The following is a 15,373-nucleotide window of genomic DNA, read 5'->3' on the forward strand; positions in this document are numbered from 1 at the left end:
GCCGCGATGCGGCCGACCGGCTCCCTACTGCTTCGGCTTGAACCAGGTGGCGACGGCGGCCTGCATGTCGGCCGCCAGTTTCTCCGGCGCGATGTTGCCTTCGACCATGTCGATGATCTCCGACTGCAGCACCGAAGACGCCGTCGGCGACTGCCAGCGGAGGCCGACCAGCGTCAGATAGGGCGTCGAATTCTTCGACATCGCCATCATCTCGGCCAGCACCGGGTCCTTCACGGTGACATCGGTGCGGGCCGGCGGCCAGCCGAGCTCGTCGGCGAACATCTGCGCGAATTCGGCCGAAGCCATGAAGCCCAGCACCTTGGTCGCTGCCTCCTTGTTGGCGCTTTCGGAGACGAGACCGTAGGAGCCGTCGGAGAAGGCGGAAGTGTAGAGCTTTGCTCCGGCATCGTCGGCCGGGAACGGGAAGATCGAGAATTTCAGCTTCGGGTTCTGCGCCTTGAAGCTGCCGTTCTCGAACGAGCCGCCGAGGAACATCGCGGCCTTGCCGCCGATGAACTGTTGCGTGGCAGTGGTGTAGTCGATGCCGGCGAAGCCATCGGGGAAATAGGGTTTCAAATCGGCGAAGCGCTTCAACGCCGCGACATAGCGCGGATCCTCGAAGGTCGCCTTGCCGGTCATCATCTCGTCGTAGAAGCCCGGGCCGTAGACGGTCGGGCCGATGACGCCGACGCCGATCTCCAGCTCCCAGGCCGAACCGTTGGCGCCGCCGGTGGCGACCGGCGTGATGCCGGCCGCCTTCAACTTCTCGCAAGCGGCGACGAAATCCTTGTAGGTCTTGGGGATCTCGATGCCCTGGGCGGCGAAAATATCCTGGTTGTAGAAGACGCCCATCATCGGCACCGAATAGGGCACGCCATAGAGCTTGCCGTCGGTGCGGCCGCGCGCGCCGCCCAGCGCGGCGTCCGCCATGTTCTTCAATTCGGGCACGCTGTCGTCGAGCGCGTCGAGATAGCCGGCGTCGACGAAGGGCTGCAATTCACCATAGGCCTTGAGCTGGGCGATGTCGGGGCCCCGGCCGCCGCGCAGGGCGGTGCTCAGACGGTTCTGGTAATCGGCGTCCGGCGTAAACTGGATGTCGACCTTGATGCCAGGGTTCTTCGCCTCGAAGGCATCGAAGATGCGGCGCATCGCGGCCTGGTCCTCGGTGCGCCAGCTCCACAGTGTCACCGTGCTGTCGGCCCTCGCCGGCAAGGCAGTGAAGACGCCGACGCAGGCGGCTGCAAGGCCGCCGATCAGGCCAAGGGCTGCGCGTCGATGAAGTGAAAGCATGCTCATTGCCAGTCTCCCATTTTTTCTGTCCTTGGCGTCCCGCAGCGCCTCGACGCCGCGAGAGAGTCATTGGCTCAGGCAAAGTCATTATAACGACATAGCAGCATTCGCAAGAGGTCTGGCACGCCTCGGGCATGGCGCCGTCAGGGAAGAACTAGTGGTTTCGCGCAATCAATATACTGTTTTATAACGATAAAATCTTCTTATTCGGCAGAGCGAAGAAATCTGAAACCGGTCGATACCAAGCTTTTTCGCCGACGGGCTCTTGCGCCGCCGCCCGAACTTGTCATAACGTCATCGTGATCGATAGGGAGGATGAGGAATGTCGTTTGCCTGGACTTCGAAACTGGCGCTGGCCGCGGGCTTGGCCATCCTGCCCGCCACGGCATGGGCGCAATCGGTCAACATCTCCTATTTGACGCACTGGTCGCCGGAGACGGTCGCGCTGCTGGAAGCGGCTGCCAAGGATTATGCCAAGGCCAATCCGGACGTCAGCGTCACGGTGCGTGCCGTTCCCTTTGGCGATCTCCTGACCACGCTGCGCTCGCAAGGCGGCAACGCAGATGGCCCGACGATCGGCGGCATCTATGATCTGTGGCTGCCGGAACTCGCCCGCGACAAGCTGGTCGCGCCCGCTCCCGATGCGGTGGCCAGCGAGGTCAAGGCCTCTTGGCCGGCGGGTATCACCAGCGCTGCCTCAGTCGGCGGCAAGCTCTACGGCATTCCCAACGAGATCGACGTCTATGCGCTGAACTACAACAAGGCGCTGTTCAAGCAGGCCGGCATCGCGGCGCCACCGAAAACCTGGGACGAGTTCAAGGATGCGGCGAAGAAACTGACCAACAAGGAGGCCGGCCAGCAGGGTTTCGGCATGATCAACAGCTGGGCGGCCGGCGTCGTCCATCCCTTCGCTTCGCTGCTCGTTTCTAACGGCGGCGAGCTGGTCAAGGACGGCAAGCCGGTGTTGGATAGCCAGCAAGCCGCGCAGACCTTCCAGCTCTATGAGGACTTGATCAAGTCGGGCGCCAGCGTGCCGGCGATGGCGACGGCGGATGCCAACACCACCGGTCCGTTCCTCGACAATTTCGTCTCCGGCAAGACCGGCATGATCATCATGGCCAATTGGTGGGAAAGCGCGCTGAAGACCGGCATGGGCGACAAGTTCGCCGACATCGCTACCGCGCCGATCCCGGTCGGCCCGAGCGGCGACAAGCCGCATTCGATCTCCTATTCGTGGATGACCGTGGTCAACGCCAATGCGGGTGCTGCCGAGCAAAAGGCGGCGTGGGAATTCCTGGCCTGGCTCAACAATCCGAAGTCCGGCAAAAACGGCGCCTCGGCCATGTCGGATATCCTGATGTCGATGGGCATCCTGCCCTCGCGCCTGTCCGATATCGAAGCACACAAGGACAAGCTCGGCTCGGAATTCCTCTCCGGCTATGTCAGCGTGCTCGCCGATGCCAAGCCGTTTCCGGTCGTGCCGGGCGGACAGGAATTCTCGGAATCCCTGCAGCAGACGCTCGAGGCGTTGCAGTATGGCCAGGTCTCGGCCAAGGATGCGCAGGCGACGGCGCAGGCCGACGCCACCTCGATCCTGGAGCGCGCCGCCAAATAATGATCCAGAGGTACCGTGCCTCGGCGGGCATCATGCTTACGCCCGCCGTGACGCTGATCGGCATCTTCATCCTGTTGCCGATGATGCTCACCGTCTGGCTGTCCTTCCAGGACTGGTCGACGCAGACGCCGTTTTCCAGCGCCAGCTTCGTCGGCCTCGACAATTTCCGCGAGATCTTTGGGGCCTCCTCGGTCGGGCGTGACTTCAAGGGCGCGCTCACCAACACCGCCATCTACACCGCGCTCTCCGTCATCCTCATCCTGCCGCTATCGGTCGCGTTCGGCCTGATGGTCTACCAGCATGATGTCGCCGGCGGCACGGCGCTGCGGACTGTGCTCTTCTCCACCTACATGGTGCCGATGATCGCGGTGGCGCTGGCCTGGTCGAAGCTCTATTCGCCGAGCGAAGGACCGCTCAACCAGATGCTCGGCCTCATCGGTATCGGCCCGCAGCCCTTTCTGTCGTCGCCGCGCTCAGCGCTGGTCTCGATCGTCTTGCTCAATGTCTGGCAGCAGGTCGGCTACTTCACCGTGCTGGCGATCGCGGGCCTCACGCAGATCCCGGGCAGCCTCTACGAGGCAGCGAAGCTCGACGGCGCCAACCGCTTCGAGCAGTTCCGCTTCATCACGCTGCCGTTGATGCGGCGCACGCTTTTGTTCAGCGCCGTCATCGCCATCATCAACGCGGTGCAGGTGTTCGAGCCGGTGGCGCTGATCACGCAAGGCGGGCCGGTCGGCTCGACCAATGTGCTCACCTACCACATCCGCCGCGTCGGCATCGAGCGCGCGCAAGGCGGTCTGGGTTCGGCGATGGCGGTCATGCTGATGCTTTCACTTATCGTCGTGGTCTGCGCGCTGTTTGCTCTCGCCAACCGGAAGGATCAGGAATGAGCGGGGGATCATCGAGCCGGCTGCCGCGCAAGCGCCCGTCCGGGCGCAAGGCGCTGCTGGCGACGCTGATGCTGCTGGTCGCCGTGGCCTCGGCCTTCCCGCTGGTGTGGATGGTGCTGTCGAGCCTCAAGACGCCGGCCGAGAGCATGCAGGTGCCGCCGGTGTGGATACCGCACACACCCAGCCTCGACGCCTATGAAAAGGTTTCCGGCGTGGTCAATGTCGGCCGCTCGATGTGGAATTCCCTGGTCATCGCCTCGATCACCACCGCTGGCATCCTGATCACCAGCATGATGGCCGGCTATGCCTTCGCCAAATACCACTTCCCCGCCAAATCGCTGCTGTTTTCACTGCTGATCGCCACCATGTTCCTGCCGCCGATCGTCACGCTGATCCCGCTCTATCGGCTGGTCGGCTCGATCGGGCTCAATGCCAGTCTGGCAGGCATCATCGTGCCCAACCTCGCCAATGCCTTCGGCATCTTCCTGATGCGCCAGTTCATATCAGGCGTGCCGGACGACCTTATCGATGCGGCGCGGATGGACGGCGCTTCAGAGTTGCTGATCCTGTTCAAGATCGTGGCGCCCAGCGTCGCGCCGGCGATCGCCGCACTCGCCCTGTTCGCCTTCGTCTACCATTGGAACAGCTATCTCTGGCCGCTGACCGTGCTGCAGGGCAATGCCGACGCCTACCCGATCGTGATCAGCCTGAGCCGGCTCTTGAGCTACAACCGTGGCGCGGTGAATACCGGCCTGGTGATGGCCGGCGCGACGCTGGCCGTGCTGCCGCCGCTCATCCTGTTCGTCCTGCTGCAGCGCTTCTTCGTCGATTCCATCGTCGGCTCGGCGATCAAGGGATAGCTGCTTCAGTACGGCAGCCCGACATAGTTTTCGGCGAGCGCGGTCGACGCGGCCTGCGAGTGCACGAGATAGTCGAGTTCGGCTTCCTGGATGCGCTGGCCGAAATCGCCTGTGTCAGGGAAGCGGTGCAGCATGGTCGTCATCCACCAGGAAAAGCGCACCGCCTTCCACACCCGCGCCAGCGCCTTTTGCGAATAGGCCTCAATGCCAGCTTGGGACTTTCCAACGTAGAACTCGCGCAGACCGGCGAAGAGATAGCGTACATCGCTGGCGGCGAGGTTGAGGCCCTTGGCGCCAGTCGGCGGCACGATGTGGGCGGCGTCGCCGACCAGGAACAGCCGGCCGAAACGCATAGGCTCGGCAACGAAGGAGCGCAGCGGCGCTATCGACTTTTCGAAGGATGGCCCGGTGGTGACGCTTGCCGCCGTCCGTTCCGGCAAGCGGCGGCGCAGCTCGTCCCAGAAGCGATCGTCGGACCAGGCCTCGACGCGGTCGTCCTGCGGGCACTGCACATAGTAGCGGCTGCGATGCGTCGAACGCATCGAGCACAATGCAAAGCCCCGCTCGTGATTGGCATAGACCAGTTCGTGATCGGCTGGCGGCACTTCGGCCAGCACGCCGAGCCAGCCGAACGGATATTGCCGCTCGAAGGTCTTCAGCGCGCGCTCCGGCACCGATTTGCGGCTGACGCCGTGATAGCCATCGCAGCCGGCGATGAAGTCGCAATCAATCCGGTGAGAGACGCCATCCTTGTCGTCGTAGGTAACGAACGGCGCAGCGCCATCGAAATCATGCAGCGCGACATTAGCGGCCTCATAGACAGTGACGAGGCCAGCCGCCTCGCGCTTGTCCATCAGATCATGCGTCACTTCGGTCTGGCCATAGACGGTGACATGCTTGCCGCCGGTGAGCGCCGCAAGATCAATGCGGTGCAGGCGCCCGTCGAAAGCCAGCGAAATGCCGGAATGCGGCAGGCCTTCGGCATGCAGCCTCGCGGCGGCACCAGCCTCTTCCAGCAATTCCACCGTGCCCTGTTCGAGCACCCCTGCCCGCACACGGCCAAGCACATGTTCGCGGCTCGACCGTTCCAGGATGATTGTCTCGACCCCGATGCCGGCCAGAAGCTGCCCAAGCAGCAGGCCGGAGGGTCCGGAGCCGACAATGGCGACCTGCTTGCGCATCAGTGACCGAGGCTTTCGATCTGTCCCGCCAGTTCGGCGGCAAGGCGCAGCGACGCGGCGGTGGCGACGACCATCTGCGGCAGCAACAGCCATTCCAGCGTCCAGGCCGCACCCGAGCGCTCCTGTTCATGCACCAGTGCCTGATGCATGCCGGAAAGCTGCGTAGCGTTGAAGCGGGCGAGCGCCACCAGCGCCTCGGCCTTCACCGGGTTCTGCTTGTGCGGCATGGCCGACGAGCTGCCGCCGCCGGAGAGCGTAATGTCAGTTCCGCCCTGCGCCATCAGCGCGATGTCCTGGCCGAACTTCCCGAGACTGCCGGTCAGCAGCGACAGCCAGCCGGCGAAGTCGGCGAGCGTGTCGCGCTGGCTCTGGCATTGCGGTGCATCGGCAAGGCCGAGTTTTGCGGCAAGCGCGGCGCGCACCGCCGGCCCCTTATCGCCGAGCTTTTCCAGCGTGCCGGCAGCGCCGCCGAATTGCACCACCAGCAGGCGCCTCGCCTGGTCCGACAATCTTTCCTGATGCCGCTGCAACGGCGCACGCCACGCCGTGATGCGATCCGTCACTTGGATAGGGATCGCTGGTTGCATGCGGGTCATGCCGGTCAGCGCCCTGCCGCCGAAGCGCTCCTCAAGCGAGGTGAGGCGCAAAACGGTTTCGGTCAGCAGCAGGCCGATATGCTCGACGATCGCTTTCAGCCGAAGCATAAAGCTCGTATCGATGACGTCCTGGCTGGTCGCTCCGAAATGCACCTTGTTGCCATGCGGTTCACCGACCGCAGCCCTGATCTGGCGCACCAGTTCCGGCACCATGACGCCGTCCTTGGCGACGCCTGCTCTCAGCAAAGCGGTATCCGGCCGGAATGATGCCAGTGCCGTCACGATCGCTGCCGCGGCATCCCTGGCGATGATCCCGTTTTCAGCCTCCGCTTCGGCCAATGCGCACTCGAACGCTAGCGCCGCCTCGATTTCCGCCTCGACGGAAAAATGCCGCGATGCTTCCTCGTCGCCGAGGAGTGCGGATAGCAACGGATGGTCGAAGGGCGATACGGTCATGAGATCTCCTAGCTGTCGAAGAAGACCGTTTCCTTCTCCCCCTGGAGATGGATGTCGAAGACGTAGGTGCCGCCCTGGCGCTCGGCGATCAAAGTCGGCACGCGGACGCGATGCTCGATGCGCGCCAGGATCGGATCCTCGCCATTGGCCTTTTCCTCGTCGGAAAAATAGAGCCGCGTGTGCAGGCCGAGATTGATGCCGCGCGCGACGATCCATAGCGTGATGTGCGGCGCCATCAGCCTTCCATCCCGGAACGGCACGCGGCCCGGCTTGATCGTCTCGAATGCACAGACGCCTGTGTCCATGTCGGTCGGGCAGCGGCCCCAGCCGAAGAAGTTCGGATCGGCCGCGCCGCGCAATTCGGCCGGCGAATTGTGGAGCCCGTCCGCATCCGCCTGCCAGATCTCGATCAGCGCGTCCTTGAGCGGCGTGCCTGTGCCGTCGAGTACCCTAATTTTGAGACCGATGCGCTCGCCCCTGGTCTTGTCGTTGACCATGGTCGCGCCGAGATCGGTCGCATAGACGCCACCGATGCCGCAGAAGTTCGGCGTCAGCCCGATATGGACGTAGGGTCCCGCGGTCTGCGAGGGGCTTTCCCTGAGGCGGTCGAGCGATTGGCGCATCAATTGCCCTCCAGCCGATTTTCGAACAGCGACGAGCGGCGGCCGCGCAGCACGATGTCGAACTTGTAGGCGAGCGCGTCCATCGGGACCGTCGCCTGCTTGTCGAGGATGGCCGTCAGCGCCTCGATGGCCGCCTTGTCGGCGATGCCGCGCACGATCGGGCATTTCCAGATCAGCGGATCGCCCTCGAAATACATCTGCGTGATCAGCCGCTGCGCGAAGCCGTGGCCGAAAACCGAGAAATGGATGTGCGCCGGGCGCCAGTCATTGGGACCGTTGGGCCACGGGTAAGGCCCGGGCTTGACAGTGCGGAAGGCATAGCCACCATCCTCACCTGTGATGGTGCGGCCGCAGCCACCGAAATTCGGGTCGAGCGGCGCCAGATAGCCGTCCTTCTTGTGGCGGTAGCGGCCGCCGGCATTGGCCTGCCAGAATTCGATGAGCACGCCGGGAACGCCAACACCGCGTTCGTCGAGCACACGCCCATGGACGATGATGCGCTCGCCGATGGCGCTCTCGCCCGGCCTGGCGAAATTATGGATCAGGTCGTTGTCGAGTTCACCGAGCATGGCATGGCCGAAGACTGGTCCGGCTATTTCCGACAGCGTGTTGTCGAAGGACAAAAGCGCCTTTTGCGGCGAGCGCAGCACCGAACTCTTATAGCCCGGCGTCAGCGCCGGCGGATGCCATGTCCGGTCGCGCTGGAAGAAGGCGCCGGACTCAGGTCTCCGGTTCGAGCCGGACTCAGAGGGCATTGTCGGCTCCGTCCATTTCCGAAAACACGTCCTTGGCTATTCTGAAGGCACGGTTGGCGGCCGGCACGCCGGCATAAATGGCGACATGCAGGAACGCCTCGCAGATATCGTCGCGCGTCGCACCGGTGTTGGCGGTGGCGCGCACATGCAGGGCGACCTCCTCATCATGGCCGAGTGCCGCCAGCAGCGCCAGCGTGACGATCGAGCGCTCGCGCTTGCTGAGGCCCGGCCGGGCCCACACAGTCCCCCAGGCTGCCTCGGTGATCAGTTCCTGGAACGGCTGATCGAAATCGGTGGCGGCGACCTCAGCCCGATCGACATGCCGATCGCCGAGCACCGCGCGCCGCACCACGAGGCCAGTGCGATATCGGGCTGCGTTGCCGGGGACTTCATCCATGGTTTTCTGCTCCAGGGGCAAGCGATGCGACAAAATCGCGGATCAGCGCGGTGAGCGCTTCAGGCTGTTCGACGCAGGGAATATGTCCGGCGTCACGGATGATCTCGAAACGCGAACCGGGGATCAGAGCGGCCAGCGAGCGGACGAGAGCGGGAGGCGTCGAGCCGTCCTGGTCACCGACGACACAGAGTGTCGGCACCTCGATGCGGCGTGCCGCGTCAGTAAAATCGGCGTTGCGGATAGCAACGCAGGTTCCCACGTAGCCGGCAAGTGCTTGCCGGGTCATCATGTTCCAATAGCCATCCAGTTCGGCCACCCGTGAGGTGTGGAAGGCGGAAGTGAACCACACTTTGAGCACGCCATCGGCAATGGCCTGGATGCCCTTGCGTTCGACGACCGCGATGCGGGTGTTCCAGCTCTCATTTGTGCCGATCTTGTGGGCCGTGTCGCACAGGATCATGGCCTCGACGATCCCCGGGCGCCTGGCGTAGAGCCCTTGCGCGATCATGCCGCCGACCGAAAGGCCGCACAGCACGACCTTCTTCAAGCCGAAATGATCGATGAGCCCCGAGAGATCGTCGACATGATCGTCGATCGACTTGATCTCGCCTATGTCGGACAGCCCGTGGCCGCGCTTGTCATAGACCAGCAAGGACATTTCCCCATCGAGCGCCGAGACAATGTCGTCCCAGATGCGGAAGTCGGTGCCCAGCGAATTGATGAATATGATCGCGCGCGCATTGCCGGTCGCCTTGAGGTGGCGATGGTGCAGCGTGATGCCGCCGATGGTGACGAATGACACGATTTCGATCCTCCACCTCCCACATTGCACAAGGCATTTGGTTCGGTAAAATGATATTTTGCGCCATTTCATTAACTCAGGGGTTATTAAATCCATGGCCGAGAGCCGCATCCGCTTCCGTCACCTGCAGGCCTTCCTGGAGGTTGCGCGGCAGGGCAGCGTGGCCCGCGCCGCCGATTTCCTGCATGTCAGCGCGCCGGCGGTGACCAAGACGTTGCGTGAACTGGAAGAGGCGCTCGGTGTCGCCGTTGTCGAGCGTGACGGGCGCGGTATCCGGGTCACAAGGCTTGGTGAGATCTTCCTCAGCCATGCCGGTTCTGCGATCACCGCGTTGAAGCGCGGCGTCGATTCCGTTCGCCAGGACGGCGCAATCAACCGCCATCCGATCCGCATCGGCGCTCTGCCGACCGTGTCGGCAAAGGTCATGCCTAAGGCAATGAGCCTGTTCCTCGGAGAAAACACCGGCGCGGCGATCAAGATCGTCACTGGCGAGAACGCGGTGCTGCTCGAGCAATTGCGTACCGGCGCGCTCGATCTTGTCGTCGGACGGCTGGCAGCGCCCGAAAACATGACCGGCTTCTTCTTCGAGCATCTTTATTCCGAACAGGTGCTGTTCGTGGTGCGGGCCGGGCATCCACTGCTGGAACCGGGAGCGGATATCTTCGCCAGGCTCGACGAATTCCCGGTGCTGATGCCGACCCGGGAATCCGTCATCCGCCCCTTCGTCGATCGCCTGTTCATCACCAACGGCATGACCGCGCCGGCGACCGAGATCGAAACCGTCTCGGATTCGTTTGGCCGCTCCTTCATGCGGCAGAGCAATGCGGTGTGGATCATTTCGGCCGGCGTGGTTGCCAACGAGATCGCCAGCGGCGCCTTCGTCGCCCTGCCGGTCGACACCGAGGAAACCAAGGGACCGGTCGGCCTGACGATGCGCACCGATACGGCGCCATCGCCGGCCTTCACCATCCTGCTGCAGACCATTCGCGAGGCGGCAAGGCCGGGCAAGTGAGGCGTCGGACCGTTCGGACCGATCCCCGCGTTCTTCGGAAATCCCCTAACCCCAGGGTTAATGAAACACCGCAAAATATCATTTTACCGAACCAAAACGCTGGTGCACTGTGCCGATGGAGGAGCACAAAGGGAGGAATGCATGACCTACGCTAACGGTAGCAGATCCAGTATTCGTGGCGTGTCGCGGCGCCAGTTCATTGCCACCTCGATCGCCGGCGGCGCGGCGCTCGCGCTCGGTGGCGGCAAGGCCTTCGCCCAGGCGGCCGGCACGCTCAAGGTCGGCTTCGTCAGCCCGCGCACAGGGCCGCTGGCCGGCTTCGGCCAGACCGACGGTTATGTGCTCGACCTCGCCCGCAAGGCGCTGGCCGGAGGCCTCGATATCGGCGGCAAGAAATACAGCGTCGAAATCCTGGACCAGGACACGCAGTCGGACCCGTCACGCGCGGGCCAGCTCGCCAAGGACCTGATCAACAACCAGGCCATCGACCTGATGCTGGCGGTGTCGACGCCCGAGGTGATCAACCCGGTCGCCGACGCCTGCGAGGCCGCGGGGGTGCCCTGCCTGTCGACCGTCATGCCATGGGAGGCCTGGTATTTCGGCCGCGGCGCCAAGCCCGGCGCGCCCTCGCCGTTCAAATGGACCTATCATTTCGGCTTCGGTGTCGGCGAGTTCTTCAAGACCTACATCTCGCAATGGAACCTGATCGAGACCAACAAGAAGGTCGGCGTCATGTATCCCAACGACGCCGACGGCAACGCCATCCGCGCCAATCTGGCGCCGCTGCTTGCCAAGCAAGGTTTCACCATCGTCGATCCCGGCGCCTACGAGACCGGCACCACCGACTATTCCTCGCAGATCGCGCTGTTCAAGCAGGAAGGCGTCGAGATCTTCAATTCCTTCCCGATCCCGCCGGACTTTGCCGCCTTCTGGCGCCAGGCGGCACAGCAGGGGCTGATCAAGCAGATCAAGATCGCCCAGGTCGCCAAGACCGGCCTGTTCCCGTCTGACATCGAGGCGCTCGGCGACCTCGGCATGAAGATTTCGAGCGCCGCCTACTGGCACAAGGCTTTCCCCTACAAGTCGCCGCTTACCGGTGTTTCGGGCACCGAACTCGCCGACGGCTATGAGGCGGCGAGCGGCAAGCAGTGGACGCAGCAGCTCGGCGCCTCGATGTCGTTGCTCGACGCCGGCTTCGAAGCGCTGAAGGCCAGCTCCGACGCCAAGGACAAGGCGGCGGTGGCCAAGGCGCTGAGCACGCTGAAGACCGAGACCATGATCGGCAAGGTCGATTTCACCAGCGGCCCTGTCGCCAATGTCTCGCCCGGTCCGATCATCGGCACGCAGTGGGTGGCTGCCAAGGAAGGCAGCAAATTCCCGCTCGACTATGTCGTGACCGAGAACGCCACCGATCCGAAGGTGCCCGTCGAAGCCAAGCTTCAGCCTTACAACGGCTGATGGACCGCTGACGAGGATCGCCTGGTGACCCATCCGCAACAACAGGCTGTTCTGACCGCTGCCGGCATCCATAAGCGCTTCGGCGCGCTTGTGGTGCTGGATGCGGTCGACTTCGCTATGGCGGCCGACGAGGCGGTGGGTATTGTCGGCCCGAACGGCGCCGGCAAAACGACACTGCTCAGCGTGCTTTCCGGCGCCTTTCCACCGAGTGCGGGCACGGTCAGCTTCAAGGGCGGCGACGTGACGCCGCTGTCGGCGACGCAGCGTTGCCGGCTCGGTCTGGTGCGCACGCACCAGGTGCCCAAACCATTCAACTTCATGACCACCTTCGAGAATGTCTTCGTCGCGGCCTCGCACGGCGCCGGCCTCGGCCGCGACGAGGCCTATGAGGAAGCCCTCAATTCGCTGAAACTGTGCGGCATGCTGGGTGTTGCCAACCGCCGCGCCGAGACGCTCGGACTGCTCGACCGCAAGCGGCTGGAGCTGGCGCGCGCGCTGGCGGCAAGGCCGACGCTGCTGCTGCTCGACGAGATCGGCGGCGGCCTGACCGACGGCGAAGCCGGCGAGCTTGTCGCCACGATCAAGGAATTGCGCCGCCGCAAGATCGGCATCGTCTGGATCGAGCACATCGTCCACATCCTGCTGCAAGTGGCCGAACGGCTGATCTGCATGGATGCGGGAAAAATCATCGCCGACGGTGAGCCGCAAGCCGTCATGGCCGATCCGGAGGTCGTGCGCGCCTATCTCGGCGGAGGCCCGAAATGAGCCTGCTGTCGGTTGAGGATCTCGTTGTCCGCCACGGCCTGCTGCAGGCGGTGCGCGGCGTCAGCTTCAGCATCGAACGCGGCGAGACGCTGGCGTTGGTCGGCGCTAACGGCGCCGGCAAGACGACGCTGCTCAGGGCAATTGCCGGCGCGCACCAGCCGGCGGCCGGCCGCGTGCTGCTGGACGGCGCCGATCTTACCAACGTGCCGTCGCACAGGCGCGTCGGCATGGGCATCGCGCTGGTGCCGGAAGGGCGAAAGCTCTTCGTGCAGATGACGGTCGAGGAGAACCTTCTGCTCGGCAGAACCGCCGGCCGGCCGGGCGAGTGGAGCGTCGACAGAGTGCTCGACATGTTCCCCAATCTGAAGCCCCGCCGCCATGCCAAGACGGGCCATCTCTCAGGCGGCGAGCAGCAGGCGACGGCGATCGGCCGGGCGCTGATGAGCAATCCGGAAGTGCTTTTGCTCGACGAGGTTTCGCTTGGCCTGTCGCCGCTGATCGTCGACCGTGTCTACGCGGCCCTCCAGGGGCTGATCGCTTCCGGCACGACCATCATCCTGGTCGAGCAGGACCTCAACCGCGCGCTCGCTGTCTCCGACAGGGTGATCTGCATGCTCGAAGGGCGTGTGGCGCTGGAAGGGCCGAGCAAGGCGGTTTCGCGCGACCAGGTGACGAAAGCCTATTTCGGCCTGCACCGGAAAAGTCCCGGGAGCGTTCCGGCATGAGCAACCAGATCATTCAGGGCATCCTGCTCGGCGGCTACTACGCGCTAATCGCCTGCGGCCTGTCCTTCATGTTCTCGGTGATGCGCATCATCAACCTCGCCCATGGCAGCCTTGCCGTGTTCGCGGCCTTTGCGCTGTGGTGGCTGGCCTCGCGGTTCCATATCCCGCCGTTTGTCGGCCTGCTGATCGTGCTGCCGCTGATGGCGGCGATCGGCTGGACGCTGCAGCGTTTCCTGCTCGAACGCAGCGCGCGTGGCGGTGCGCTGCTGCCGATCCTGACCACGTTTGGGCTGGCCATCGTCATCGACAACATGCTGTTCGAGCAGTTCGGCGCCGACACGCGTTCGCTGGCACCCTATATCGGCAGCCTGTCCTATGATTCCTGGGAGTGGCCGGGCAGCATCTATGTCGGCAAGCTGGCCGTGATCATGTTCGCCACCGCCGTGACCCTGCTGGGAGGGCTGCAGCTGTTCCTCACCCGCACAAGGCTTGGCCGCTCGATCCGCGCCACTTCGGAAGACCCTGATACGGCCGGCCTGGTCGGCGTCGATGCGCGTCGCGCCAATGCCATCGCCGCTTCCATCGCCATGGTCACGGTTGGTCTTGCCGGCGCCTTTCTCGGTATGCGCGCCACCTTCGATCCCTATGCCGGCGCGCCGCAACTGCTGTTCGCTTTCGAAGCCGCTGTGATCGGCGGTGCCGGTTCGCTGTGGGGAACGCTGGTCGGCGGCATCGTGCTGGCGCTTGCGCAGACACTCGGCGCGCAAGTGCACCCGCAAGGCTTTCTGATCGGCGGCCATGCCGTGTTCCTCGTCGTGCTGTTCGTGCGGCTGTCTACATCCGGCCTCGGCCTGCGCCGCCTGCTGCGCCTGCCTTCCCGGAGCGCATCATGAGTGCGGTTTCGTCCTCGCCGGTCATCGAGCGCGGCACGGCGAGGTCGCGGATCGCGGCGATTGCGGTCGCCGTCATCATCGCGCTGCTCGCTATTGCGCCGCAGTTCCTCTCGGCGGGCGCGGTCGACCGCATGACGGCATTGTTCATCTATGTGATCCTGGCGGCGATGTGGAACGCTCTGGCCGGCTTCGGCGGCCTTGTTTCCGTAGGCCAGCAGGTGTTCTTCGGGCTCGGAGCCTATTTCGCCATCCGGCTGGCCGATGCCGGCCTCAACCCTTTCGCCTCGCTTTTCGTTTCAGCGATCGTTGTCGGCGTTGTCTCCTGGCCGCTCTCGTTGTTCATGCTGCGGCTGCGGAACGGCGAGTTCGCCATCGGCATGTGGGTGATCGCGGCGCTGACGCATCTCCTGGTCAATCTCGACCGGCTGGTGCAAGGCGAAACCGGCACGTCGCTGATCTCGCTCAACGTCTACGATGCCGGTACAAGGCGGGTGGCGATCTACTGGCTGGCGCTGGCCTCGATGACCGCGCTGCTCGCCATCCTGTTCGGCCTGCTGCGCGGCAGCACGGGTGCGGCAATCCGCGCCATCCGCGACAATGAGGATGCCGCAGCCTCGGTCGGTGTGCGCGTCACCGGCACCAAGCGGCTTTTGTTTGTGCTTGCCGCCTTCGGCATCGGCGTTGCCGGGGCGCTGTGGCTGGCGACCTCCATCACCTTCCAGCCGAAAACCTACTTCAACGTCCAGTGGACCGCCTACATGATCTTCATGGTGCTGGTCGGCGGCATCGGCACGTTCGAGGGCGCCATCCTAGGCGCGCTGGTGTTCTTCCTCATCGAGACCTGGTTCGGCGGCACCGGCGTCTGGTACCTCGTCGGCCTCGGCGCCACGGCCGTGCTGTTCTCGCTGTTCCTGCCGCGCGGCCTTTGGGGAACGATCGAGGAGCGTTTTGGGCTGCGCCTGCTGCCGGTTGGCTACCGCGTCAGGCTTCCGGCAACCGCTGTCGACGGCGACGCGACGCCACAACAATCCACGATATCTCGGGAGAAGGCATGA

The 15,373-nt window shown here is 64.2% G+C and carries 16 protein-coding genes; 9 read left to right on the plus strand and 7 right to left on the minus strand.

Annotated elements, in window-relative coordinates; all coding sequences use genetic code 11:
- Positions 1 to 24: 24 nt before the first annotated feature.
- Positions 25 to 1,296 carry an extracellular solute-binding protein gene (locus JG747_RS28245; protein WP_202360488.1) on the minus strand — a complete coding sequence of 424 codons (1,272 nt, stop codon included), beginning with the start codon at positions 1,294 to 1,296 and terminating at the stop codon, positions 25 to 27.
- A 316-nt stretch (positions 1,297 to 1,612) separates the two neighbouring features.
- Between JG747_RS28245 and JG747_RS28250 the strand changes: the two genes are divergently transcribed.
- The 3 genes from JG747_RS28250 to JG747_RS28260 are packed head-to-tail and all read left to right on the plus strand — an operon-like array spanning position 1,613 to position 4,655.
- On the plus strand, positions 1,613 to 2,905 hold the full coding sequence (locus JG747_RS28250; protein WP_202360489.1) for an ABC transporter substrate-binding protein: 1,293 nt from the start codon (positions 1,613 to 1,615) through the stop codon (positions 2,903 to 2,905).
- The gene (locus JG747_RS28255) at positions 2,905 to 3,795 is read left to right on the plus strand and encodes a carbohydrate ABC transporter permease (protein ID WP_019856766.1); all 891 of its coding nucleotides are present in this window, start codon (positions 2,905 to 2,907) and stop codon (positions 3,793 to 3,795) included. The genes JG747_RS28250 and JG747_RS28255 overlap by 1 nt, the downstream gene beginning before the upstream one ends.
- Entirely contained in the window at positions 3,792 to 4,655 is an 864-nt protein-coding gene (locus JG747_RS28260; RefSeq protein ID WP_069091591.1) for a carbohydrate ABC transporter permease, read from the plus strand. Before JG747_RS28255 ends, JG747_RS28260 begins: the two co-directional genes overlap by 4 nt.
- A 5-nt stretch (positions 4,656 to 4,660) precedes the next feature.
- Here JG747_RS28260 and pobA read toward each other — a convergent pair whose 3' ends face one another.
- The 6 genes from pobA to pcaD are packed head-to-tail and all read right to left on the minus strand — an operon-like array spanning position 4,661 to position 9,465.
- On the minus strand, positions 4,661 to 5,836 hold the full coding sequence (pobA, locus tag JG747_RS28265; RefSeq protein WP_202360490.1) for a 4-hydroxybenzoate 3-monooxygenase: 1,176 nt from the start codon (positions 5,834 to 5,836) through the stop codon (positions 4,661 to 4,663).
- The gene (locus JG747_RS28270; RefSeq protein ID WP_202360491.1) at positions 5,836 to 6,888 is read right to left on the minus strand and encodes a 3-carboxy-cis,cis-muconate cycloisomerase; all 1,053 of its coding nucleotides are present in this window, start codon (positions 6,886 to 6,888) and stop codon (positions 5,836 to 5,838) included. The genes pobA and JG747_RS28270 overlap by 1 nt, the downstream gene beginning before the upstream one ends.
- Positions 6,889 to 6,896: 8 nt before the next feature.
- Positions 6,897 to 7,511 (minus strand): protocatechuate 3,4-dioxygenase subunit alpha, encoded by a 615-nt coding sequence (gene pcaG / locus JG747_RS28275; protein ID WP_019856762.1) that lies wholly within the window; start codon positions 7,509 to 7,511, stop codon positions 6,897 to 6,899.
- Entirely contained in the window at positions 7,511 to 8,266 is a 756-nt protein-coding gene (gene pcaH / locus JG747_RS28280) for a protocatechuate 3,4-dioxygenase subunit beta (protein ID WP_019856761.1), read from the minus strand. The genes pcaG and pcaH overlap by 1 nt, the downstream gene beginning before the upstream one ends.
- Positions 8,256 to 8,663 carry a 4-carboxymuconolactone decarboxylase gene (pcaC, locus tag JG747_RS28285; RefSeq protein ID WP_019856760.1) on the minus strand — a complete coding sequence of 136 codons (408 nt, stop codon included), beginning with the start codon at positions 8,661 to 8,663 and terminating at the stop codon, positions 8,256 to 8,258. The genes pcaH and pcaC overlap by 11 nt, the downstream gene beginning before the upstream one ends.
- The gene (gene pcaD, locus JG747_RS28290) at positions 8,656 to 9,465 is read right to left on the minus strand and encodes a 3-oxoadipate enol-lactonase (RefSeq protein ID WP_027046579.1); all 810 of its coding nucleotides are present in this window, start codon (positions 9,463 to 9,465) and stop codon (positions 8,656 to 8,658) included. Before pcaD ends, pcaC begins: the two co-directional genes overlap by 8 nt.
- A 94-nt stretch (positions 9,466 to 9,559) precedes the next feature.
- On the opposite strand from pcaD, the gene pcaQ reads away from it, so the two are divergent.
- From pcaQ to JG747_RS28320, 6 genes are all read left to right on the plus strand, one after another.
- Complete coding sequence (pcaQ, locus tag JG747_RS28295; protein ID WP_010914665.1) at positions 9,560 to 10,477, plus strand: pca operon transcription factor PcaQ; 918 nt, start codon at positions 9,560 to 9,562, stop codon at positions 10,475 to 10,477.
- Positions 10,478 to 10,618: 141 nt separating this feature from the next.
- On the plus strand, positions 10,619 to 11,935 hold the full coding sequence (locus JG747_RS28300) for an ABC transporter substrate-binding protein (protein ID WP_051112818.1): 1,317 nt from the start codon (positions 10,619 to 10,621) through the stop codon (positions 11,933 to 11,935).
- A gap of 117 nt (positions 11,936 to 12,052) precedes the next feature.
- On the plus strand, positions 12,053 to 12,700 hold the full coding sequence (locus tag JG747_RS28305; protein WP_244748447.1) for an ATP-binding cassette domain-containing protein: 648 nt from the start codon (positions 12,053 to 12,055) through the stop codon (positions 12,698 to 12,700).
- Complete coding sequence (locus JG747_RS28310) at positions 12,697 to 13,425, plus strand: ABC transporter ATP-binding protein (protein ID WP_019856756.1); 729 nt, start codon at positions 12,697 to 12,699, stop codon at positions 13,423 to 13,425. Before JG747_RS28305 ends, JG747_RS28310 begins: the two co-directional genes overlap by 4 nt.
- Positions 13,422 to 14,318: a branched-chain amino acid ABC transporter permease gene (locus JG747_RS28315; protein ID WP_202360492.1), complete on the plus strand. Its 897-nt coding sequence runs from the start codon at positions 13,422 to 13,424 to the stop codon at positions 14,316 to 14,318. Before JG747_RS28310 ends, JG747_RS28315 begins: the two co-directional genes overlap by 4 nt.
- Complete coding sequence (locus tag JG747_RS28320) at positions 14,315 to 15,373, plus strand: branched-chain amino acid ABC transporter permease (RefSeq protein WP_202360493.1); 1,059 nt, start codon at positions 14,315 to 14,317, stop codon at positions 15,371 to 15,373. The genes JG747_RS28315 and JG747_RS28320 overlap by 4 nt, the downstream gene beginning before the upstream one ends.

Origin of the sequence: Mesorhizobium sp. 131-3-5 (genome assembly GCF_016756575.1) — a bacterium.
GTDB lineage: Bacteria > Pseudomonadota > Alphaproteobacteria > Rhizobiales > Rhizobiaceae > Mesorhizobium > Mesorhizobium jarvisii.